This is a genomic window from Paraflavitalea speifideaquila, assembly GCF_032395985.1.
In the GTDB taxonomy this organism is placed as follows: Bacteria; Bacteroidota; Bacteroidia; order Chitinophagales; family Chitinophagaceae; genus Paraflavitalea; species Paraflavitalea speifideaquila.
The window spans coordinates 4,490,276-4,511,099 of sequence record NZ_CP135920.1 but is presented as its reverse complement, the minus strand read 5'-3'; the positions used below and the strand labels follow the sequence as shown (position 1 = coordinate 4,511,099).

The following is a 20,824-nucleotide window of genomic DNA, read 5'->3' as shown; positions in this document are numbered from 1 at the left end:
GCGCGTAAATTATCCGACTAAGGTCATTCTAGTTTAATAATAACCTTAATAAAAAAAAGCATGCATGTAATATGCATGTTTTTTTATGGATTAGTTTGAAGGTAGTAGCAGGGTATCAGGTAATAGCGTGCTGCTGCTTTTTCTAAAGAGCAACCTGAAGAAGAAAGATCTGTTTTGCAGCAGAAATTTTATCGTAGCGTAATATTTGGGCCACAATCTTTTGGGTTCTTTTATTAAGCGGTAAGCCCATCTTAATCCCATCTTTTTACCCATTCCGGACTCCTTAATGATTCATCGGCAAAGTAGAGGAATACACCACCTACTCCCAACATTATAGATTGGGGCAGGTACTGGTAAAAATGGTGCATGAGGTAATCCTGTTTAGGGCTGCTGATGCCTATCCATACCAGGTTGGGTTGTAATGTACGTATATGCTCTATATCGGCTTTTACTTGTTCGCTATTGCCTATTTCAACAGCACTTACAAAAGGAGGGGCTTTGTATCCCAGGATCTTTGCCTGGGGGAATTGTTGCTCCAGGTTTTTCTTCATACTTGCTATGGTGGCGTCGTTGCCTCCATAAAAGTAATGGGTCAGGCCTGTTTGCAGCAGGGCATGGCATAGGTGAAAGCCAGAAACGGTACTCACATTTTTATACCCCTTCAGCCTGGCAACTATTTGTGATGGTTTACCATCGGGCATGGTAAGGTAGCTGTTGTTCAGAATGCTGATCAGCAGTGGATCTTCGTTCGCTTCTTTTACGACAGAAGCATCGGGGAAGCATATATAACCAGGGCGGTTAAAATTATATGCATTGATCCGGCCAACAGTTTCTGCCAGGTTGGTTGCGGATATCGAAACGCCTAGAAAATCAAATCTCCTGTCCATAGGTTGATCTCAAATAACTGGATGATATAAAGTTGTTAACTGGCTTGCAGCGCAGACAAATAAACATTCTTTAGTGATGTCATATAATAGTCTGCGGAATATTCTTCCCTGATCAATTTGCTAGCATTGTTGCTCAGGGAATTAAATTTGCCTGGATTATTTAAGACAGCTCCGATCGCATTCATGAGGCTAACAGAAGATCTCTTTTCTACCAGCAGGCCATTGACCTCATGCTTTACGACTTTTGCCATGGATACATCATCGGAGACTATCACGATTTTTCCAAGGGCCATCGCTTCGAGGAGAGCCATGGGCATACCTTCACTGTAAGATGGAAGCAGGAAGATATCGCTTTGGCTTAATGCTTCCCATTTTGCTTTTGCCCCAAACGCGGCCTTTAAATTCAAATGATTCGCCGATTGCTTGTCTCAGATCAGCAAAGAACCATTCTTCATCGGGCCCGGCGCCATATACCTCAAAATGAAAAGGGACCTGGCGAATTTTCAATTGGCTGAGGGCTTCCACAATTTCTTTAAGACCCTTATTCCGGTCAATGCGGCCAAAGTATATGATCCTGTTTCTAAAGCCCGGTCTTTGATCCAGGTTTTTTATTTCATTGAGGTCAATACAGTTACGAAGCACTTGTATTTTGGAAATATCTACCTTGTAAAGTTCTGCAATAGAATCCCGCTCTGCTTGGTTTAAGACAACTATTTTATCAGCCCCGTTTAAGATCCACCTGCACAAACGGTAATATTTCTTATTAAATATATAGCCACCGCCATGTAAATGCATAATGTATGGTTGCTTTCTTTTTTTTGCGGCATATATGTATAATAGTTCCCGCAATACAGATTTCTTATCAAGGGATATATGAAAATGAACCAATGAATATTCTTTGGTTTTTATCATTGACTTAAAGCTGGTTAGCTTCTTTAAAAGGTAGCCAACTTACCAGTTTCCCCAGATCCCTGTCGAAATAGCTTATTTCGCCCGCACTGTTATTGAGGATGGTATTAACAATGGTAAGAATACCGCCTACAGCAGTCTCGGGATTATTGTTGGGACCAGTCATTAATACTTTCATAGTATTGTATTTACTTGCAATAGTTTATTAATATGTGAGGCGCCCCGCTAAAACCGGTGTAAACGCATCGCGACAAGAGTAACGAATCGGGCTATTATTAGATTGCCCCGGGTAGGGGATGGTTAAGGATTAAATTTGATTAACAAACTCGGCGATCCTTTTACCATGGATGGAATAGTTGAAGGAGGATTCGCCCAGTGAACGGCCTTCCATCCCCACTTTATCGGCGAGTGGTTTGTCGCCGGCAATCAAGGTCAAGAGGTCTGCATAGGCCTCTTCTGTAAATTCAGTTGCTATAAAGGCATTTTTCTTATGTTCAAAATAATGTACTATCTCTCCGATATTGCCGGTTACGATGGGGCGGCCGCTGGATAAGTATTCACCTATTTTGTGTGAAAACCTGGCCTGGTCCTGGCCTACTGTACGTAAGGGAATCAGTAAGGCCAATGCGTGTTGGTATCCTTCGAGCAGCTTGTGGTAAGGAAGTTTCTGTTCAATGATCACGTAGGTATTGAGGCCTTCGGCAGTTACGAGGTCTTTTACTTCCTGCAAGGTCTCTTCACTACCATTTAACACCAGCCTGAGTTTTTGTTGATGGCCCTTGCGTACAAATATGGCGTAGCTTTTAATGATAAACACAATCACGGAGAAATAGCCAAGTGTACCGCAGTACATAAAGTATTCTTCGCTGTCGTGCTGTGGATTATAGCTGGCCGGTTGTAATGCTTCAAAGTCGGCCAATACCGGCACCTTCAACATCGGTTTCCTGAAATGCCCGGTTTTTTGTTCCAATAACTGGCTTATTGGCAGGATGCCATGTGTAAAATAGCCAAATGTATAATCAAATAAAGCGTAGTCAATTTTTTTTATGAAATGGCATGTTCTTAATGTAAAGATGCCACTCTGTGATAAAGACGGCTGTGCGGTATTTGAGTCTTTTGGCAAATAAAGTGTAAAGGAGGTAAAGGGGAATGTAATTGTGTTCCATGATCAGGATATTCCGGGCATCCGGATCCCTTTTTCCTTGAGCAGGTTATATATAGTCCGTATGTTCTTCAACATGCGCAGGCCCCTGCTTTTGGGGAATACATGGTATTCGTATCCGTATTTTGCCCCGGTGAGCTCACCGGCAGGAGTTGTTTTATTTAATCCCAAAGGGGAGTTGATAAAGGTTATTTTTTTGCATGGGGTAATAACCCTCTTGCGACCAGTTCGTTTTTTGAATTGGTAGCGGTGAACTTCAATGGATAATTATCAGTGGCACCTAAGAATATGATATTGCTTTTCATGGGTATTAGATTTGATACATTGCCTGAAGGGTGGGGATCTCTTTATCGTTTAATACACGGATTACCTGGCAGGGGTTTCCTGCAGCTATCACGTTGGCTGGAATACTTTTCGTAACGACGCTATTGGCGCCAATGACGGTATTGGCTCCAATAGTAACGCCTTTCAGGACCACAGTATTGACGCCAAGCCATACATTGTCTTCTATAACCACTTCTTTAGGTGGCCCACTCCTTGGATCATCGAGGTGCCAATCAGCATCTGTGATGAGGGTGTTAGCACCACAGCGTACATTATTGCCCAGCCTGATCTGCCTAAATGCCCCAATGATGGTTCCACTGAAGCCGCAATTATTACCGATCTCAATGATGGCCTTGTGTCCGGACTGGTGTGTGGAGATAATACATGGTTTGTTAATACCGATGAGGTTGGCATTGGAACTGGAAAGGAATGAACAATTGTTACCAATGATAATGGTCGTACCGGGATACCTTTTGAAATAGCACTTGCCAATAAAGCCTGATCCTTTTCCCAGTTTCACGCCCCACCAGGCAGCATGCAACCTGTTCCGTTTTCCCCACAGCTCTTTTAGGCGTGTGTGGATGGTATATACTGTATGTGCAATATTCCTGAATTTCATAACTCACTATTGTGTACTACCGGTTTGGTTTGTTCTATATAATCTGAATAATGTTTAAGTATAGAGATGATCGCTGAAAAGCTTACCATGGTAACACTGGTCAATGTAATATTGTATAGAAAAGCCGCAATCATTGTAAAGGGAAGGAAAATCTTTACCATGGCATTTCTGATCAGGTCAACATCATTCAGTACCTGGGTTTTGAATTGAAATTATACCACAGGTAAAGGGACAGGAGGAACAGGAAAAACCCCAGGATGCCGCTTTGGGCAAACTGGGCAATAAAAGTGGAGCGGCTCTTGGTAAAGTTGTTTAACTGCATGATGGGGGTGTCTTTGCTTTCTATGTAACTCATTTTCCCATTAAACGTATAACCCTGCAGGCTATACCCCAGAAAACACCCAATGGATCGCTTTCCAAAAAAGTCGTCGAACACATAAGAAAACCCTTTGATCTTGCCCCAGTCGCCTATGTTCTCCAGTATCAGTTCCTGTGATTTCTTGATCTCAGCTTCGTACACTTCATTAAAGCTTCCGCGGTTTTGGGCGCCTCCTTCTTTATTCTGGTATTCGTAATAATAGTTCCAACCGAGGAAGAGGAAAAATGCCATCATTGCTCCTGTTATGGCGAAGGAACCTAATTTTCGTACGGGAAGCCTGAATTGTATCCGGTGTTTGACGAGGTAGTAAAAAAGGAATATCATCATTGCTGCCATTACACCCATTATAGTTTTGGAGTCAATGGTGGCAAATTGCAGGAGGGCAATGCTGGCAAAGACAATATATATCGATCTTCGGGTGGTGGTCCATACGAGGATAAAGAACAATGCCATCATAGACACATACCAGGATACAAGGTGACCTGATACAGGCCCGAATGTTCCGCAGGCCACATCATCGAGACCGGCTATCCATTCAAACTGACCACCGCTGCCATCGTCCATCATCCGGGAGGAGGGGGGATGATCTGGGCTATCTGGAGTATACAAACAATGGTTTGTAGAATGGCACCAGCGGTAAACAGATTGAGCAACTGGTAGCAATAAGCAGGGGTGATGCTCTTGCTTTTTATCGTCATATAGACGATATAGAATGCGCTGGCGGTGATGAGGACAAAGGGTGACTGATCGTGGTAGAGCAGGCTGATCAGGGTAAGTACCAGAAAAGCGAGCCAGGCAAGGATGTACCTGGACAGTTTTACCTGTATGGGTATTTTGTGAAAGAAGGCAATGAAAATAATAAACAATAAAAAAGAAGGCTTGGCTACATATTTTGAAATGACCTCGGTTTTTATGAATAGCTGCCCCTGAAAAAAACCAAAGCAGATAAACCAGATGATCCACCATTCGATGGTCTTGAACATCCGTCCGCTGGCCATATAGAACAGGATAATACCCACTACCAAAAGGGCAAAGATCTCTCCTGCCACAAACCCTCCCATTAATACCACAGCAAAAGTGACCAGGTACCGTAGGATACGCTTATAGTTTACAAAGTCAAATACTGGTATCGCAGGTGTGGGGGCATTTCTACAAGGTTCGGTTGATGACAGTTTTATAGATGGCGACTAAATCGTTTGTTATTGTATCCTTATTGTGCCGCTTCCAGGCACGCTCCTGGCTTTTTGGCCGCAGGCAGCTGCAAACCGGAAGTTGTGACTCATTTGCAGGATGGCGCCCGCCAGTGCATGGGCATCTCCATTTTGAAACAGCAGGCCTTCCTGTTCATTGTCGAGCATGGAAGGAGTACCCCCTGCATAGCTGGCAATAACAGGCATACCAATGAGCATGGCTTCGCAAAGGCTATTGGGGCTATTTTCAATGTGACTGGCCTGGCAATAGATATCTGCTGACTGGAGTAGTTGTGAAATTTCACGTTCTCCTGAACCACCCAACAACTTAATGTTGAGGTTGTCCAAACCGGTTTTTAACCATTTGAGGGTAATTTGAACGGTGGTGCTATAGATGTCTAAGCCTACTATCCGCCATTCAAAGTGGAATGAAGGATAGGCAGCTAATTCGCGGGCTGCTTTTACAATGGTTTCAAATCCTTTGTAGATAGCATCGCTGGAAACGGTGACAATCCTGATTGGCTGGCCAAATGCCTGCTTTTGCCAATGGGCCTGGTAAAAGAAGGCCGCAAAGCTTCATTATTAATGTAGTATTGGCTGCCGGGCGCCAATACGCTGGTTACCTGTTTATCCCAGGCGGTCCTGCCGATCACATTACGGGTTTGTTTTAGTATCTGCCGTTCGCGTGTAGCTTTCTTCAGCAGGCTTTTATGTAAACGTGCCGCGGACTGAAAGGTGAGCTTTGCTTTCCATCCTTCTTTTTGGCGAGCCTTACCGGAAGGAATACCGGCAAAAACTTTTCACTTAAAGGATTGAGGATCCCCTGGATGGACAATACGGCAGGTATCCGGGTGTTTTCCTGCAGCAGGCCAAAATTGTCTTCGGTACCGTGAATATGGATAATGTCTGGTTGTATCTTTTGGGTTACTTCCAACAATTGTCTCATTTCTTCCTGATCATAGTTCTTTTCTATGAGGCGCTGTACCAGCCTTTGGAGTTTTGATCCCCTGTTTTTGCGTTGTATGGGAAAATAGGTGGTGTTGCCATACTTAAATGGTTCATGGGCCTGGGCACTGTAAAAACAAATGTGCAGGTCAAGCTCCTTGTAATTACCCAATTCGAGTTCAAGGGCTTTCAGCCAACCTCCGCCATGGCTTTTCAATTGCAGTTTCTCTGCAGCGGCACAAGGAGTATTCGTAAACCAAAGTACTTTCATGGGTTACCTGCTTAGTATTTTTCTAGTTTATTTTTGATCCTGGTAATGACTGTTTTTTTCTTTTCCAAAATCTCCTCACGTGGTGGCTGTCGTAGCCGGTATTGGCCGTGATGCATTCCGGGTGTTGAAGGATCGTAAAATTATTATCTACGGGCCTGTTGTGCATTGAATGTACGCCATCGGTATGCTCGCCGGTATGGCCGATATTGGTGACGAGGTTTTTACCAGGTACTGCGCAGAGGCCGCCGTTTGTGTGCAGGGACAATACAAACTGGTAATCCCAGGTTTTCCGGGTGATGGTTTCTTTGTGTGCATACAATTGCTGGTATCGCTGGGTCCAGAAGTTGACGTCTGTGGTATTGTTGAACAGTTTATTGAATCCTCCTGTCTTGAAAAAGGAAGGCCAGGCATCGAGTGAGATATCGTAATGGGACCAGGAACGTTTCCAGGTGGCCCAGCCCCAAATATGGATGGCGCTGCGGGAGAAGGTATAGCTGGCTGGTATAGCATACTCTTCGTTATAGTTGTTACCGCTCAGCATCCACACTTCCGTGTTGTTCTTATAACGTTCCAGCAGTTCATTGCAATAAGTAAAGAATGCGAGGGAGGGTACTGTGTCATCTTCCAGGATAATGGCCCTGTCTTCCTGTTCAAAGACCCATGAAATGGCTGATGAAACGCCTTTGGCGCAGCCCAGGTTTTGATCGGGAAAATTCATTTGCAAAGCACAAGGCCAGTCGATCTCTTGCAAAAGGGAGCGAATGGCTACACGTGCATCCCGGTCGGTCTGATTGTCTGTTCTTGGACCATCATTAAATACATACAACCGGGCTGTGCGTGCCTTTCGGAGTTGATCTATCACCTGCCTTGTATAATCGGGCCGGTTGAATGTTACTAACAAGACCGGCGCTTCCGGATGGATGACCATAAATACGGTTTAAGAGGTTTGGTTTACAGGCTGAAATATTTTTTATTCATATAGAGCCAGGTAAGGAATGCCAGGCTGATGACGGACATGATAGCGTAAGACAATACCTGGCCCCATGCGGCGCCTGTGAATCCATATTTATTGATCAGGAACACATACATAACTACCACCAGTACGGAGCCGGTAAGCTTTTCCACCAGTGATAGTTTTGAATAACCACAGGCCACCATGGTCATGGAAAGTGTAAAGCTGATAGACCGGGTGATACTGGCAAATACCATGATACGTGCAAAGCCGGTAGCATCCATGTACCGGTAGTTGGTCAGGATACCCATTACAAGTTCTGCGGCTGCCAGGAATACCAATACGGGCAAGATCTTTAATGCATTGGAAGTAAGGATCACTTTTAGCAGGCCTTTTCGGTTGTTATTGCTAATGTGTTTATAGAAATCGGGTTCAAAAGTGGAATCGATAGAGGTGGAGAATAGGAGGAAATAGGAGGCCACTCTTACGGCCACGCTGTAGAGTCCCAGGTTATTCATATCGTTCACGCGTTCCAGGAGGAGGGTGTCGAATCCTGAAAAGAACCAGGTGAGGAGGGCAGAGAGCATGAGTGGCCAGCAAAAGTGTAAGGCATCTTTTACTATGGTAAAATTGATGTATAGTTTTTTTACCTGCCTGCTAAACGCATAAGTGCCAATGGCCAGGTTCACGATCAGCAAACCCTGCATACGGCCGGTGGCTTCGCCCCGCATAACCACCACGAGCAGCAATACGAATACGACATTGAGCAGGTTGTATAATACGTTAATATTAAAGAATGCCCTGGCTTTCTTTTGGAGCCGGAGGTGCATAAAATAGAATGCAAAAATGCACTGCAGGTATACTTTCGAAAAGGTAAGTATGGCGTAGGGGAAGAAGTCGAATTCTATGTGCTGGACATTGAAATAAACTTTTAACCCACCTAGCAATAAGCTGGTAGTGACCAATCCAACCATAGCCTGGAATAATACCAGTGAATTGAGTGCTTCTTCTCTTTTGATTCATCCCATGCGAAAAAACTTTTAGCATAGTAAGAAGACAGTGAAAAGCTGATGAATGGCAGGATGAAAAGGCTAAATGAATCGTAATACCCGATGACTGCAAAGTCGTGGGAAGAAAGGTGTGAGGCCAGTACCGGGTTGAGCAATAACCCTATTACAACCTGTATAATATTGGCTGTAAAGTAGAGGGACAGGTTCCGGATGGAATGTTTGTGATTAATATAAAGCCGGCTGATCTGCATGCCTGTTCTTATTATTTTTCTGCATAATAATTCCCGTAACCGTAGGTGTAGCCGTATCCATAATGTCCTTTCTTCATTTCCACGTCATTGACTACAATGTTGATGCGGGGAAGGGTTCTTTTATGGTTTAATTTTTCGATTAGCCTGATCTGCTGGCGATAGGTGTAATGGTGCCTTACCAGGTAGATGGTGAGGTTGGCATAAGCGGCCATGATCTCTGCATCTGTCACCATGCCAGCAGGAGGGGAGTCGATGATAATATAATCATAGGTATTTTTAGTTCCTCCATCAGCTTTGCTACTTTGGGCAACATCAGTAACTCGGTAGGATTAGGAGGTAAGGGCCCTGATGCTAATATGTCGAAGGATATGGGTTGCTGGCCGGCGGTTTGGATCATGGTACGCCAGTCGGCACCTTCCGAAATAGTATAATTGGTAAAGCCTGTTTTTTGTAACCCAAGATTCTCTGATATTTTGGGTTTGCGAAGATCGAGTTCAAGGAGGATCACTTTTTTATTGGCCAGGGCCAGGGTAGCTGCAAGATTGATAGAGAGGAATGATTTTCCTTCGCCGCTCATACTGGAAGTGATGAGGATGGTTTTTTCCTGTTTGTTGGGTATCAGGTATTGGAGGTTGGTCCGTAGTGAACGGAACTGCTCTGCGATGAGCTGTCTTGAATTCATGGTGACGGCTACGATCTGGTTGGCATTGTTGTGGCCAATTTCTGCCAGGACGGGGATGGTGGTATTGTTGACGATGTCTTCCATAGAAGCCACTTTCGTATTGATGATGTCTTTACTAAAGCTGACAGCAAAAGGCAATACGAGGCCAGCCATCAATCCCATGAAGAGGATCATGGTCTTACTGGGTTTGAAGGGGCTGGGATCGGATTTGGCACGGTCGATGATCCTTGCGCTGGCAATGGTAGCGGATTTGGAAATGGCTGTCTCTTCCAGTTTCTTCAACAGAAAAAGGTAGAGTTCCTGTTTGATGGCCTGTTGCCGGGAATAGTCGAGGAAAGTCCTTTCTTTAGCAGGTATGGTGGTGATAGCGGATTCGATGCCCACTGTGCGTTTCTTCAGCTCATTGACGCTTACTTCAATTCCTTTTTAACGGATGCGATGCTGCTGAGGAGCTCAATACGGAGGTTGCTCAATTGTTCTTCGGTGGTGATGACGGAAGGGTGGCTGGCAGTTAAGCTCATCAGCATCCTGTCGCGCTGCATCTGTGTTTCATTGTATCGTTGAACGAGGGCTATAAAGTTAGCATCCTGCATAACCAGGGAAGAGGGGACTACCCGGGCGTTGTTGAGGTTGTCTTTTAAGAATTGTTCCAGGGCTTGTACTACCGATAACTGTACTTCCTGACCAGTTTGCTGTTTGGCATATTCGCTGGTGTTTTGCAGGAGTAAGCCTGATTGGGTGGTGAGGTCGGTTAGTTTATTGTCTGTCTTAAATCTTTCGATGTCTTTTTCTATATCGTTCAATTCGCCAAATACAAGTCGCAACCTTTCCTGAATAAACTGGATGGTGCTGTCGGCAATCCTGTTCTTATCGGTTACGTTGGCCTGCATGTAGGCGGTGATCAGTTGATTAAGGATGGCTTCTCCTTTAGCGGGTATGATATCGTTTAGGTAAGGTAAATAACGCTTACTTGTTTATTGGGGATCTCCACTTTGAGGGAAGCGAGGTATTTCTGAGTAACGGCGTCGATAGGATCGACTGCAATAGTGAGGGGCGTTTCATACTCCCATTTAGCATAACCTGCTGCCGGTTTTACCAGGGCAGGACCTTCGGGTAATTGAATAGTATCGCCCAGGTGGCCTTTGTATTCCTGTTCGTTATTGGTTAAGGTGAAGTTGGTAATACTGCTTTTATTGAATTGAAGTACATACTGAGTGGTAATGTCGGAGGTATCGGTTGAAGGTACGAGGAACCTGAAGTCTACAGGTCTTCCACCATAAGTTTCTGTGTTCTTTACTTTGCCCTCTGAGTAATAACTTACATTGAGCCGCATATCTCTTACGACCTGTTCCATTAGGGAACGGCTTTTGAATATCTCTGCTTCATTGTCTACATTGCTTTTTCCCATCAGTCCAAAATCACGCAGGATACTGGCTTCTCCGAGATCGGTGCTTTTGTTGTCATCCTGAACCAATACAGAAGCATGGATCTTATAAGCGGAAAGGATATGCGGAGGTAGCAATAGGCCAATCCCAGGCCCAAACCGGCAGAGACAATGAGCCAGGGCCAGAGGCTGAAGAATTTGCTGGCAAACTTCTGGATGAGTTGATTACTTTTTCCGCTTCCTGTGCTTCAATGTTTACAGCTTTATGTTGTATTGACATATCCATGCTTATAGTCTTGTAAAAATGACAACGAGTAAAGAAAGTCCTGCTCCGAGTAATGTAATATTCCTGGCCTTAGCAGCGTCGGTAGATGCAATTTTTGATTTGGCTGGTTCCACATATACGACATCGCCCTGCCTGAGGTAGAAATAGGGCGATAAGAGGGTGGCAGACGAGTTGAGGTCAAAGCGGATCATATTTTTGGCGCCGGCTGAATCTCTGATCAACAGTACATTTTCCCGTTTTCCATAAATGGTCAAATCACCCGCCATGCCGATAGCGTCGAGGATACTCACTTTTTCGCTGGGTACTACATAGCTGGCCGGGCGGGCTACTTCACCGAGTACGGTAACATTAAAGTTGGCAAAGCGTACGTTGACCACCGGGTTTTTATAATAAACAGCCACCCTGTCGTGGATGGTGTCTCTGGCAATGGCCGTAGACAAACCGCCTACCCTGATCTTACCTACTACGGGGAGTTCCACAAAGCCTTTTGCATCGACCAGGAAGCCGCTTACGGCAGCTGGTGGAGCCGGTGCGGCACCGGTTGATCCGGGCTGAATAGTGATGGATGCCGCATTGGCGGCTGCTAAAATATTATTGACCTGGGGGTCGAGTGTGAGGATGGAAATCTGCAGGATGTCATTGGACTGAATGATGGGCTCCTGGTACGGAGCGCCGGCAAGGACCTTGGGGGAGAGGTAAAGCGAATCGGGTGTATCCTGGAAGTAGGTAATCTTTTTATTGGTACCACATGAACAGGCAAACAGGATTGCGCATAGCAATAAGGGCACTACAGAATTGGATAGACTTAACCGGTTCATAGGTTTCATCCGATATTAGATTTTGACTAAATGGTTTATTCAATTTAAACCTGGTGGCACTGGCGCCTGAACAGGTGGCAAATCAAGCAAAAGCAATGGCAAGCAACCGTGGTGTTTTCCCAATATTGGATTACAAATCTCTAAACGGGACAAAATGGTGTTTATTATAACGATACCTATTTAATTTTTAATTAATTAAGTGGGAAAGGCAGATTGCGCAGATTTGGAGGGATTAGGCAGAATTTTGGAGCCAGGAGATGGTAAGCGGTGAAGTTGGGGAAACAGGAAATGGATGGAAGAGTTTAAAAAAAAACATCCTGCCGGTGGCAGGATGATGGGTTGGTTCAGGGTGTAAGGGTTTGGTTATTTAATAATGCCTTTGATGCGTGCTGCTATGCGTTTTGAAAAATGCCTGGCGCCTGTGTCATTGAGGTGGGCGGGGTCTGCAAACTGGTCCTTTTGTTGTTGAATGGCGGTATCCTGGCTATAATCCCAAAACTCCACCCGTTGGCGCTGGCATATTTCCCGGGCCAATTCCAGGGTCCTGGATCGCTGGTACCGGTAGTAAACGGGCGATGTGATCACAAATACTTTTGACCCGGCAGCTTTTGCCGAGGTGATAAAGTCAGCAAAGCTTTTACGAGCTGGCTATCTATTTCTTCCTGTAGGTTATTTTCCCTCATCTCTTTATTATATATGGTGGTGAGGGGATATAACCGTTCTGATCGGATTTCCTTTTTCTTATTCATGGCTGTATTGCCGATGGCAATATTGAAGATCATGGAATTGAAAGGGTAGACGGATGAGCGGAGTTTTATTTTTCAAAGGGGCTCCTTAGTTCCACTATGTCTCTGATCTCCTCATGCGCCTTGTAATAGGGCAGGAGGGCGGAAAGGCGGTCATAATTTTCCGGTGACTGGTTGAAGGAAAAGATATCGAGGTCGAGTATTATGACGCTGGGGGTATATCGTTTCAGGGTGCTTTTCAGTACGGCGGTATTGTACAGTATAAAATTGCCATCCCTGCCTGTATTGTAGGTGGAGAGGCCCAGTCCTTCTTCTATTACCCGGGGATGGTAATGATGGTTGGCCCTGGAGGAGCCAAAGATCAGGGCCTTGCTATTGGTCATGTCCATCGCATAGGTGGTACGGTATAGAAGGCCGGACTGTTGTTTGAAATACCAGTAACGCAACGCCTGGCCGAGGAGAAAATCACCGGCCACGATGATCAGTACAAAGATGGACAGTTTGTATAAGAGCCGTTGTGGTTTATGGTTAAGGGCTTGCATAGTAGATCAGAATTGAAAATAGATAAACTGGCCTCCATCAAATACCCCGATCAAAAGTATGAGGAGGATGATGGATGCGTAGGTGACATTTCTTATTATTACGTTCCTGCTGTTGAGGAGCAGGGTCTTATCTCCGTAAAACTCGTGTTGCAGGTCGTATAGAAACAGTACGGCTATGCCGACGAGGGCAAACATGATCTGGGAGAGGCTTTCGATATAGGGGGTACCGCTGCTGGTAAATATCTTTTGTACAATAAGCAGGGCTTCGTGTGTGCTATTGGCCCTGAAAAAGATCCATGCAAAACTGATAAGCAGGAAGGTGATGAGTGATCCTGCCAGTTTGGGCAATTTAATATGGCTGATAAAGCCTCCTTTTTCCGGCTATAGTGATAAGCCGTTCACCCACCATGTACAAGCCATTGAGGGCTCCCCATATAATAAAGGTCCAACTGGCACCATGCCAAAGTCCGCTGACCATGAATGTAATAAAGAGGTTAAAGCAGTTCCTGGGTATGGTGACGCGACTGCCGCCCAAGGGGATATAGAGGTAGTCCTGAAACCAGGTTGACAGGGATATATGCCATCTTCTCCAGAAGGCGGCGGGGAAGTGGCCAGGTAAGGGCGATGGAAGTTTTCCATGAGCTCAAAGCCCATTACTTTGGCACATCCGAGGGCAATGGTGGAATAGCCGGCAAAATCACAATAGATCTGGATGGCAAAGAAAAAGGTAGCCAACAGGAGGCTGCTGCCATTGTGGTCGGCAGGGTGATTGTAGATGGCATCCACATAAATGGAGAGGCGATCTGCCACTACCACTTTCATGAAGAACCCCCATAGGATGAGTTTGCAACCGGCTACGAACTTTGAATAGTCGAATTTGTGGTATTCATGGAACTGGTGCAGTACATTCTGGGGTCGCTCAATGGGCCCTGCCACCAATTGGGGATAAAACATAACATAGAGTGAGTAGATACCGAAATGTCTTTCTGCTTTTTGGTTACCCCGGTATACTTCGATGGTATAGCTCATGGCCTGGAAGGTATGGAAAGACAGGCCAATGGGCAGCAGGATGGACAGGTAGGGGATATTGTTGGTAACGCCCAGGGACTGGCATAATACTGAAATATTTTCGTTGATGAAGTTATAGTACTTAAATACAGCCAGTACGCCGATATTGGCTACCAGGCTACAGACGAGGAAAAGCTTTCTTTTCCTGCCGCTGGCTTTTTCGATAAAGATGCCTGCATAATAATCGACTACAATGGTGAAGCCAAGGATGAGTATGTACAGGGTACAAATGCCATGTAGAAATAGCAGCTGGAAGCCAATAACCAAAGCCACCTGAACCGGTGTGGCAACAGGAAATACAGGAGGGTTACTATTGGAAAAATATCAGGAATTCAAAAGAATTGAACAGCATAGTCTCGGGGAATGGTTTGGGTTCCCAATATTGGATTTCATTGTTCAAACGGGGTAAAACAACTGTTTATTATGGTGGTGGGCTATTTATTTTAGATTTAATGAAGTGAAATAAAAAGAGAAAGTATCAAAAATAAAATTAGGGCTTGAGAATCGCTTAAACGGCCTCAAGTCTCCGACAGGGACCCGAATAAAAAGAGGGTGTACTTTTTACACCCTCTACCGGAACATGGATTATTCAGTGTACGGAGTAATTGCTATCGAAAACTATTGGTTGGGTCAATTGGACTGTAAACGTATCCTTTTTTTGGGCCAGGTGGAAATTAGTTAACCCGGGTTGCATCAGTGAATTTGAGTTCAATAATATAGGTGCCTTCCATTTTTAAGGTGAAGGCAAAGCGGGGATTAACGGAATACAATCCCGGCGTAAAGCCGTCCACGGTGACAAACTGGCTGGGTATGCGGTAATAGATCAGGTGGCCCCAGTCGGTGGTGGCATCTTTATACCTTGCCAGGGGAAGGGGGCTACCTCAAAATCGCAGATCATGGCGGTATCGGTAAACTTGACGGGTGTAAAGCGTGCATAGTTCTCGAAGGTTGGGCGATCACCTCGCTTGATGATCTCGCCTGATTTGGGATTGAAAGGATGTCCAAATTTATCGGTGAGCTTGAGGATGATCCTGGCGCCGTCATTGGAAGCCTTGGTAAAGGTGAGTTTGGGGTTTTTGTGGGGCGTTGCCGCGCCGGTTACATTGTGGAAGGCATTGGAAACATTGTCTTCCTGTAAAAAGATATCTTCTGCAACGGGATCTACAATATTAATGATGGCAAAGTCGGTGAATACTTTGGTGCCTGTTTTATTGGTGGCTTTCAAGTCGAACGTGTATTTGCCAATGGGAATATTAACGGAGCCGCGGTTGAAGCTGATCTGTCCGCTAACGGGGTTGAAATCCATGGGTGGGATTGTTTTCCATTCCCGTTTTTTATCCAGTTCCGCCACTGTTGTGTCGGTCTTAATATCGAAGCCCATGCCCGGTTTAAACATCAACACTTTGTATTGCTCAAAAAACTCTTTTGGGGCAGGCTTACCATTCTCATCACGCAGGTTCATCATTTCAAAGGCCAGCGTGGGTGTGGAGCCATCTACATCTATTCGTTGGGATTGCACCAGGGGCATCCCACGCAGACAATAAACGTTCTTGTCGATATAGCGCATGGTATCACTGAGGAAACCTTCCTGTATTTTTTTACATCCGGCGATAGTTATTACAACGGCCAGGAGTAAGATAATTATTTTTCTCATGGTGAAAATGCTTAGGTATAAGAATTGGTTGAAAATACCGGATCGTATTAGCCTGGTATTTTTCGGTGTTAAAGAATAGCCGGTGGTTATTGCTCAAAACATGAATGGTACCGGTAGTAGTAATAATGCCGGTAGTTTGGCAGTCGTACCCCATATCCTTTTCGGTTGCTGGGATGGTGGAAGGATCCAGTACCGTTTCATCGCGTGTACCAATTACTTTGGTAAAGTTAATATAGTCTACATGATCAATGTAATCCCTATAATCCTGGGTCCTTCTGATTTTGATGTAGAAAGATACGTTGGGGATGGTGCCCAGGAGGTTTGGGTAGTATTTGCCTTCCACGGACAATTTCTCGCGCCCCAGGTCGCCGGTATACATATACATTTTCAGGGAATCCTTCACCTCTTGCAGCGGCAGGCTGTCCAGGGTGTATTTTATGTTTTCATCCTGTAGTTCAATAGTTCTTCTGGTATAGCGGGCCTTTACAAAATCGTCCACACTGTAATTGGTGGTGGCAAAAAAGGTGATATTGCCGTTGACGGTTTCTTTTAAGCCGGCCCTGTCGATGAGGTGAACGAGGGAAGAGAACTGGGGTTTTGATTTGAGGTAATCGTAGGTGGTCATATTGACCTTGGGGTTGTGGGTGCCCCCATCAACTTTATAGCTATCCTTTTTGCAGGATACCAGGTTGGCTGCAATGACCAGGATAAGCAGGGAAACAAAAATATTTTTCATATACAGTAATTAATTGTGTTAATAGAAGGTGGTTATATCTGCCCCAGCCAATAAGAGGTTTGCACCAGGAATCGGTTTTCTTTGAATAGCAAGGGGCTAACGGGCCAGTAAAATCCACCACGCTTAAACCTGCCTTCCGAAAGCCAGTCAACAAATTCGGTGTACATCCTTGTGCGAAGGAGGTCATAAAAGATATGGCCTTCAACATAGAGTTCTTTACCCCTTTCTATAATGTATTCCTTCATCAGTTCATCGCGTGAATAGGTGTTGTCAACCCGGTTGGTGGAATAGGGATTGGCGCCATTTCTATCGCGGGAATCATTGATTATCTGTATGGCGGTGTTGAGGTCGTTTTTATACAGGGCTATTTCGGCCTGCAGGAGTTTCATGTCGGAATAGCGGAAGATGATCAGGTCATTGCTGAGGTAGGGGTCGCGTTGTTGTCCTGGATTACGGTAAATGACATTACTGTACTTGCGGCACATGGGTTCACTGCTATTGGTATAGTCAAAGTTTTTGCGATACCGTATATCGTTGGTGTCGGTAACCTGTATCCAACCGTCAACAGGATGGTCGAACCAATATTTGTAATTGTAATTGAAATAGGTGCTGGGCACCCAGAACCGGCCGCTGTTTCCGGATTGGTATACATAATCGTCGCCATGCAGGAATTCCAGGCCAATATGGTTGGCCGAGCCTTCCTGTGTTCTGTCGTCCATATACAATTGGAAAATGCCTTCGGGTGAGGTAGTGGTATTGTTGCGGCCAATAAAGGTCATATAATAGTTGGTCGTATCGGTATAATTATAACCACCCTGGGCCAGCAATTTAGTAACGGTAGTATCGGCGTTGTTTACATCCGCAGGGTTGGGCGTATTGGAATTGAGGTTGCTCATGGTAGCGCGCCAGAGGTAGAGGTGTGCCAGCAGGGCATATACGGAGCCGCGGTTGGCAATTACAGCCCGTTCTGTTTTATCCTTATAGCCCCAATTCAATAAAACGGCTGCTTCTTTACAGTCTTTTTCTATTTGCTTTTGTACCTCTGCTGCAGGTGTACGGGGTAATTGAGGCGCTTTGAGGGGATCGGGATAGGATTCTACTACCATGGGTACATCACCCCACACACGGGTCATCATGAAGTAGGTGAGGGCGCGGATAAACAGGGCCTGACCTTTCATTTTGTTTTTAAATTCCTGGATATCGGTCTGTACATCGGCAAAATCTGCATTGGTGGATTTATTGATCTTGTCGATGATGAGGTTGCTCATGGTGATGCTCTTGAAATACAATTTCCAGTCGCCCAGGGTAGTTACATTGTATTTGAAGATGAAGTCACCATTTTGATGCCTTCCAGTCCATCGCCATTATACCTGATTGTGAAATAATTCTTGGCAATGGCGTCGCCGTACATATAGTAGCGGTTGTTTTTATCGGTCACGGCGTTTCTTAATAAGGAATAGTTGCCGGCCATAGCAGATTGGTAATCGCGGCCTGTTTTCCAGAATACCTCATCGTAGGTGGCATTCCTGGGCGTTTGTTCCAATATTTTTTTGCAAGAACTGCCTGCCAGTACACCTACCAGCAAGAAGGCGAGGCTATATATTGATAATGTAGGTTTCATTGTTTTCCTTTTAAATGTTTGGATTAAAATTGAACTTCCAGGCCAATGGTGAATTTTTTTGGAATGGGATAGCCATTGCCATTGTACTCACCATAGGGGTTAACTGCTTCAGCATCGGGCAGGTCTTTTGAACGCTGGAACATGGCCACATTGTCGATGGTACCAAATACTTTGAAACGATCAATTTTAAATCTGCTTAGGAGATTACGGGGATCTCATAGCCCAGGATGATACTCTTGATCCTGAAATAATCGCCTTTCTCCAGGAAGAAGGTTTGGGCGGATGTATAATAGTAGCGATAGCTACCGAGGTCATATTTTGCATATTCAGCTCTATCACCTGGTTCACGCCAGATATTGATCTTGTTGAGATCGGGAATGGAAAACCTTACAAAGTTGTAATAGGGGTCTCCATCTTGTGAATTGGCGAAACGGTCGGATTTAAAGAGGTTCAATACGTCTCTCTTAAAGGTAAAGGTGCAGAAGACACCAAGGGTGAAATTCTTCCAGGTAAAGTTATTGGTGAAACCACCGGTTATTTTGGGGTTCGGATCGCCAACAGGCACTTTGTCGGGGTTGATGCCATCATTGAATACATCAATGAGATAATCTCCATCGAGGTCAGCAAACTGGAAGTCGCCGGCCCGGTAAAAATCATTTGGATTTCTGAAAGCATTACCGGTATAAGGATTGATAGGAACGTCCTTATCGGTGGCATAAACACCGAGTGTTTTATACAGATAGAAAGCGTTGATGGGACTGCCTACTGACAGGATATGTGATTTATCGAACCGGTCACCCTGCATCACAATATCACGGCCACCATTGGGAAGGTTCATAATGGTGTTCTTGTTGTAGGCAATGTTCAGGCGGGAGAACCATTTGATGGCGCTCTTATTGGGCAGGAGGTTGGCTGCCAGTGTTAATTCCACACCTGCATTTCTAACACCGGTAGCATTGGTAAGGGCGGAATCGTAGCCGGATGTTACAGGGAGTACGAGTTTGTATAAGCCGAAGGAGTTTTCCTTATTATAGAAGTCGAGTGAAGCGGAATACTTTCCATTCATGAGCTCGAAATCGGCACCGATATTCCATTGCCTGGATTTCTCCCAGCTCAGGTCTTTCTGTGCAGCACCATCGTAAAAGTTGGGCGTAATGGCTGTGATGGCATTGTAAGAAGTAGCCTGGAGGTTACCATTATAGCCGCCCGCATTTACACTATACCGGTTGTATTGGAGATAGTTGTCGTTGGGCAGGGCGCCTGCCGTACCCAGGCTGGCGCGCAGCTTGATCATGGAGAAGGTATTGGCCACTCTTTTCATCCAGGGTTCTTCGGTGATGATCCAGGCTGCTGATGCGGAAGGGAAGAAACCCCATTTGTTGTTTTCGCCAAAACGGGAAGAACCGTCTCTGCGCACACTACCTGAAAGGAGGTATTTACCATTGTAATCATAGGCCATCCGTGCATAGTAAGACAACAAGCCATAGGCCTGGTAATCGGAATAGGCGCTGATCTTTGTTTGCTGGAAGCCTTGTACCACTTGTATCTGGTCGGCAGCGCCGCCAAATCCTGCTGCGATGGTACGCTGGTACTGATCGTAGGTAAATTCCTGGCCTGCAATGATGCTGAGGTTGTGTTTACCAAATTCATTGACATAGCTCAGGTAGTTGGATGACATAATGTTGAGACCATTGTCACTAAACGTAGATGAAAAATTACCATTGCCGTTCATCAGTTCGTTGGTACGGGTATAATCGCGGCGGGAGTTTTTGTAGATATAAGAGGTTAATGAAGTAAGCCTTAAATGGTTGTTGACGTTATAGGACAGGTTGAGTGTAAAGTTGAGCTGATTGGCGACGTTTTTATCCAGGTTGTCTTTATATTGACCCAGCAGGTAATCTTTTTTGTTGGGATCGAGGTTAAAAAGGGAAGAAGGCATATTGCCAGAACCGAGGCCGATGGGGCTGGCGCCATTTCCATTACCGCGTGCTTTATCGGTACGGGCATAACTGATGATGGGGTTGATCTCCAGTTTACCACCCAGGGTACGGGCGCCGAGGTTCAACCGCATGGTATACCTTTTGAAACCAGTGGCTTTGATGGTACCTTTTTCGTCATAATAGTTGGTGCTGAAGCGATAATTGGTACCGCCTTCGCTGGCGCCACTTAAACTAAGGTCAACACTCTTAACATTGCCGGGTTGATAAAACATATCCTGCCAATCGGTGTTGCCGTTAAAAGCAGGATTGAGGCTATCGGTGAGCAGGGCGGGTAAATTTCTTTGTTGGCCGTAATCCAGCTGTTTTTGCAAAATGGACAGCTTAGCCCTTCTTTCTTCTGTACCAAGGGTAACATCGCGCAACTTGGGGCGCTGGGTAATACCCGCAT

General features: G+C 45.2%; 29 protein-coding genes and 1 pseudogene. All 30 read right to left on the bottom strand.

All coding sequences use genetic code 11. The features are described from left to right. Positions 1 to 90: 90 nt before the first annotated feature. The 30 genes and pseudogenes from RS881_RS31020 to RS881_RS30875 all read right to left on the bottom strand — a co-directional run bounded on the left by RS881_RS31020 (position 91) and on the right by RS881_RS30875 (position 20,816). A pseudogene (locus RS881_RS31020) lies at positions 91 to 887 on the bottom strand (WecB/TagA/CpsF family glycosyltransferase). Positions 888 to 922: 35 nt separating this feature from the next. Further along, positions 923 to 1,294: a glycosyltransferase gene (locus RS881_RS31015; protein ID WP_315814294.1), complete on the bottom strand. Its 372-nt coding sequence runs from the start codon at positions 1,292 to 1,294 to the stop codon at positions 923 to 925. Continuing rightward, positions 1,209 to 1,799 (bottom strand): glycosyltransferase, encoded by a 591-nt coding sequence (locus tag RS881_RS31010; protein ID WP_315814293.1) that lies wholly within the window; start codon positions 1,797 to 1,799, stop codon positions 1,209 to 1,211. Before RS881_RS31010 ends, RS881_RS31015 begins: the two co-directional genes overlap by 86 nt. Positions 1,800 to 1,803: 4 nt before the next feature. Next, complete coding sequence (locus RS881_RS31005; protein WP_315814292.1) at positions 1,804 to 1,974, bottom strand: hypothetical protein; 171 nt, start codon at positions 1,972 to 1,974, stop codon at positions 1,804 to 1,806. A gap of 129 nt (positions 1,975 to 2,103) precedes the next feature. Next, entirely contained in the window at positions 2,104 to 2,766 is a 663-nt protein-coding gene (locus RS881_RS31000; RefSeq protein WP_315814291.1) for a glycosyltransferase, read from the bottom strand. Positions 2,767 to 3,268: 502 nt separating this feature from the next. Next, positions 3,269 to 3,901: an acyltransferase gene (locus RS881_RS30995; protein ID WP_315814290.1), complete on the bottom strand. Its 633-nt coding sequence runs from the start codon at positions 3,899 to 3,901 to the stop codon at positions 3,269 to 3,271. After that, complete coding sequence (locus tag RS881_RS30990) at positions 3,898 to 4,062, bottom strand: hypothetical protein (protein WP_315814289.1); 165 nt, start codon at positions 4,060 to 4,062, stop codon at positions 3,898 to 3,900. Before RS881_RS30990 ends, RS881_RS30995 begins: the two co-directional genes overlap by 4 nt. A gap of 26 nt (positions 4,063 to 4,088) precedes the next feature. After that, positions 4,089 to 4,847, bottom strand: a complete 759-nt coding sequence (locus RS881_RS30985; protein WP_315814288.1) for a hypothetical protein — start codon at positions 4,845 to 4,847, stop codon at positions 4,089 to 4,091. Further along, positions 4,844 to 5,329 carry a hypothetical protein gene (locus tag RS881_RS30980; protein WP_315814287.1) on the bottom strand — a complete coding sequence of 162 codons (486 nt, stop codon included), beginning with the start codon at positions 5,327 to 5,329 and terminating at the stop codon, positions 4,844 to 4,846. The genes RS881_RS30985 and RS881_RS30980 overlap by 4 nt, the downstream gene beginning before the upstream one ends. A gap of 150 nt (positions 5,330 to 5,479) precedes the next feature. Continuing rightward, the gene (locus tag RS881_RS30975) at positions 5,480 to 5,959 is read right to left on the bottom strand and encodes a glycosyltransferase family 4 protein (protein WP_315824659.1); all 480 of its coding nucleotides are present in this window, start codon (positions 5,957 to 5,959) and stop codon (positions 5,480 to 5,482) included. After that, the gene (locus RS881_RS30970; RefSeq protein ID WP_315814286.1) at positions 5,932 to 6,123 is read right to left on the bottom strand and encodes a hypothetical protein; all 192 of its coding nucleotides are present in this window, start codon (positions 6,121 to 6,123) and stop codon (positions 5,932 to 5,934) included. The genes RS881_RS30975 and RS881_RS30970 overlap by 28 nt, the downstream gene beginning before the upstream one ends. Positions 6,124 to 6,167: 44 nt before the next feature. Further along, positions 6,168 to 6,686, bottom strand: coding sequence for a hypothetical protein (locus RS881_RS30965; RefSeq protein WP_315814285.1), 519 nt, complete (start codon positions 6,684 to 6,686; stop codon positions 6,168 to 6,170). 22 nt (positions 6,687 to 6,708) lie between these two features. After that, complete coding sequence (locus RS881_RS30960) at positions 6,709 to 7,614, bottom strand: glycosyltransferase family 2 protein (protein WP_315814284.1); 906 nt, start codon at positions 7,612 to 7,614, stop codon at positions 6,709 to 6,711. A gap of 23 nt (positions 7,615 to 7,637) precedes the next feature. After that, a complete protein-coding gene (locus tag RS881_RS30955) occupies positions 7,638 to 8,612 on the bottom strand; it encodes a lipopolysaccharide biosynthesis protein (RefSeq protein WP_315814283.1) in 975 nt (324 codons plus the stop codon). Continuing rightward, entirely contained in the window at positions 8,579 to 8,899 is a 321-nt protein-coding gene (locus tag RS881_RS30950; RefSeq protein ID WP_315814282.1) for a polysaccharide biosynthesis protein, read from the bottom strand. Before RS881_RS30950 ends, RS881_RS30955 begins: the two co-directional genes overlap by 34 nt. A gap of 11 nt (positions 8,900 to 8,910) precedes the next feature. Then, complete coding sequence (locus RS881_RS30945; RefSeq protein ID WP_315814281.1) at positions 8,911 to 9,132, bottom strand: hypothetical protein; 222 nt, start codon at positions 9,130 to 9,132, stop codon at positions 8,911 to 8,913. After that, complete coding sequence (locus RS881_RS30940; protein ID WP_315814280.1) at positions 9,126 to 9,965, bottom strand: polysaccharide biosynthesis tyrosine autokinase; 840 nt, start codon at positions 9,963 to 9,965, stop codon at positions 9,126 to 9,128. The genes RS881_RS30945 and RS881_RS30940 overlap by 7 nt, the downstream gene beginning before the upstream one ends. Before the next feature lie 26 nt (positions 9,966 to 9,991). Continuing rightward, the gene (locus tag RS881_RS30935) at positions 9,992 to 10,471 is read right to left on the bottom strand and encodes a GumC domain-containing protein (protein WP_315814279.1); all 480 of its coding nucleotides are present in this window, start codon (positions 10,469 to 10,471) and stop codon (positions 9,992 to 9,994) included. 56 nt (positions 10,472 to 10,527) lie between these two features. Next, positions 10,528 to 11,055, bottom strand: a complete 528-nt coding sequence (locus RS881_RS30930) for a hypothetical protein (protein ID WP_315814278.1) — start codon at positions 11,053 to 11,055, stop codon at positions 10,528 to 10,530. A gap of 198 nt (positions 11,056 to 11,253) precedes the next feature. Next, positions 11,254 to 12,078, bottom strand: coding sequence for a polysaccharide biosynthesis/export family protein (locus RS881_RS30925; RefSeq protein WP_315814277.1), 825 nt, complete (start codon positions 12,076 to 12,078; stop codon positions 11,254 to 11,256). A 354-nt stretch (positions 12,079 to 12,432) separates the two neighbouring features. After that, positions 12,433 to 12,654: an SGNH/GDSL hydrolase family protein gene (locus tag RS881_RS30920; RefSeq protein WP_315814276.1), complete on the bottom strand. Its 222-nt coding sequence runs from the start codon at positions 12,652 to 12,654 to the stop codon at positions 12,433 to 12,435. Next, positions 12,651 to 12,851 carry a hypothetical protein gene (locus RS881_RS30915; protein WP_315814275.1) on the bottom strand — a complete coding sequence of 67 codons (201 nt, stop codon included), beginning with the start codon at positions 12,849 to 12,851 and terminating at the stop codon, positions 12,651 to 12,653. Before RS881_RS30915 ends, RS881_RS30920 begins: the two co-directional genes overlap by 4 nt. 32 nt (positions 12,852 to 12,883) lie before the next feature. Further along, entirely contained in the window at positions 12,884 to 13,357 is a 474-nt protein-coding gene (locus RS881_RS30910; RefSeq protein ID WP_315814274.1) for a hypothetical protein, read from the bottom strand. 6 nt (positions 13,358 to 13,363) lie between these two features. After that, positions 13,364 to 13,705: an MBOAT family O-acyltransferase gene (locus RS881_RS30905; protein ID WP_315814273.1), complete on the bottom strand. Its 342-nt coding sequence runs from the start codon at positions 13,703 to 13,705 to the stop codon at positions 13,364 to 13,366. Position 13,706: 1 nt separating this feature from the next. Then, positions 13,707 to 13,898 carry an MBOAT family O-acyltransferase gene (locus tag RS881_RS60150; protein WP_350340263.1) on the bottom strand — a complete coding sequence of 64 codons (192 nt, stop codon included), beginning with the start codon at positions 13,896 to 13,898 and terminating at the stop codon, positions 13,707 to 13,709. Positions 13,899 to 15,248: 1,350 nt separating this feature from the next. Next, on the bottom strand, positions 15,249 to 16,079 hold the full coding sequence (locus tag RS881_RS30895; RefSeq protein WP_315814271.1) for a DUF5007 domain-containing protein: 831 nt from the start codon (positions 16,077 to 16,079) through the stop codon (positions 15,249 to 15,251). Then, positions 16,024 to 16,815 (bottom strand): hypothetical protein, encoded by a 792-nt coding sequence (locus RS881_RS30890; RefSeq protein ID WP_315814270.1) that lies wholly within the window; start codon positions 16,813 to 16,815, stop codon positions 16,024 to 16,026. The genes RS881_RS30895 and RS881_RS30890 overlap by 56 nt, the downstream gene beginning before the upstream one ends. Positions 16,816 to 16,847: 32 nt before the next feature. Beyond that, positions 16,848 to 18,083 carry a RagB/SusD family nutrient uptake outer membrane protein gene (locus RS881_RS30885; protein WP_315814269.1) on the bottom strand — a complete coding sequence of 412 codons (1,236 nt, stop codon included), beginning with the start codon at positions 18,081 to 18,083 and terminating at the stop codon, positions 16,848 to 16,850. A 41-nt stretch (positions 18,084 to 18,124) separates the two neighbouring features. Then, the gene (locus RS881_RS30880; RefSeq protein ID WP_315814268.1) at positions 18,125 to 18,436 is read right to left on the bottom strand and encodes a hypothetical protein; all 312 of its coding nucleotides are present in this window, start codon (positions 18,434 to 18,436) and stop codon (positions 18,125 to 18,127) included. A gap of 196 nt (positions 18,437 to 18,632) precedes the next feature. Continuing rightward, complete coding sequence (locus RS881_RS30875) at positions 18,633 to 20,816, bottom strand: SusC/RagA family TonB-linked outer membrane protein (RefSeq protein WP_315824658.1); 2,184 nt, start codon at positions 20,814 to 20,816, stop codon at positions 18,633 to 18,635. Between the last annotated feature and the right edge of the window lie 8 nt (positions 20,817 to 20,824).

Coding starts and splice junctions, on each gene's coding strand:
- RS881_RS30885 (WP_315814269.1), bottom strand. CDS start 18,083: ATGAGCAACCTCATCATCGACAAGATCAATAAATCCACCAATGCAGAT.
- RS881_RS31010 (WP_315814293.1), bottom strand. CDS start 1,799: ATGATAAAAACCAAAGAATATTCATTGGTTCATTTTCATATATCCCTT.
- RS881_RS30880 (WP_315814268.1), bottom strand. CDS start 18,436: ATGAAACCTACATTATCAATATATAGCCTCGCCTTCTTGCTGGTAGGT.
- RS881_RS30955 (WP_315814283.1), bottom strand. CDS start 8,612: ATGGTTGGATTGGTCACTACCAGCTTATTGCTAGGTGGGTTAAAAGTT.
- RS881_RS30960 (WP_315814284.1), bottom strand. CDS start 7,614: ATGGTCATCCATCCGGAAGCGCCGGTCTTGTTAGTAACATTCAACCGG.
- RS881_RS30890 (WP_315814270.1), bottom strand. CDS start 16,815: ATGAAAAATATTTTTGTTTCCCTGCTTATCCTGGTCATTGCAGCCAAC.
- RS881_RS30945 (WP_315814281.1), bottom strand. CDS start 9,132: ATGGTGACAGATGCAGAGATCATGGCCGCTTATGCCAACCTCACCATC.
- RS881_RS30985 (WP_315814288.1), bottom strand. CDS start 4,847: ATGATGGACGATGGCAGCGGTGGTCAGTTTGAATGGATAGCCGGTCTC.
- RS881_RS30990 (WP_315814289.1), bottom strand. CDS start 4,062: ATGGTAAAGATTTTCCTTCCCTTTACAATGATTGCGGCTTTTCTATAC.
- RS881_RS31005 (WP_315814292.1), bottom strand. CDS start 1,974: ATGAAAGTATTAATGACTGGTCCCAACAATAATCCCGAGACTGCTGTA.
- RS881_RS30965 (WP_315814285.1), bottom strand. CDS start 6,686: ATGAAAGTACTTTGGTTTACGAATACTCCTTGTGCCGCTGCAGAGAAA.
- RS881_RS30910 (WP_315814274.1), bottom strand. CDS start 13,357: ATGCAAGCCCTTAACCATAAACCACAACGGCTCTTATACAAACTGTCC.
- RS881_RS30995 (WP_315814290.1), bottom strand. CDS start 3,901: ATGAAATTCAGGAATATTGCACATACAGTATATACCATCCACACACGC.
- RS881_RS30895 (WP_315814271.1), bottom strand. CDS start 16,079: ATGAGAAAAATAATTATCTTACTCCTGGCCGTTGTAATAACTATCGCC.
- RS881_RS30915 (WP_315814275.1), bottom strand. CDS start 12,851: ATGATCTTCAATATTGCCATCGGCAATACAGCCATGAATAAGAAAAAG.
- RS881_RS30950 (WP_315814282.1), bottom strand. CDS start 8,899: ATGCAGATCAGCCGGCTTTATATTAATCACAAACATTCCATCCGGAAC.
- RS881_RS30935 (WP_315814279.1), bottom strand. CDS start 10,471: ATGCAGGCCAACGTAACCGATAAGAACAGGATTGCCGACAGCACCATC.
- RS881_RS30925 (WP_315814277.1), bottom strand. CDS start 12,078: ATGAAACCTATGAACCGGTTAAGTCTATCCAATTCTGTAGTGCCCTTA.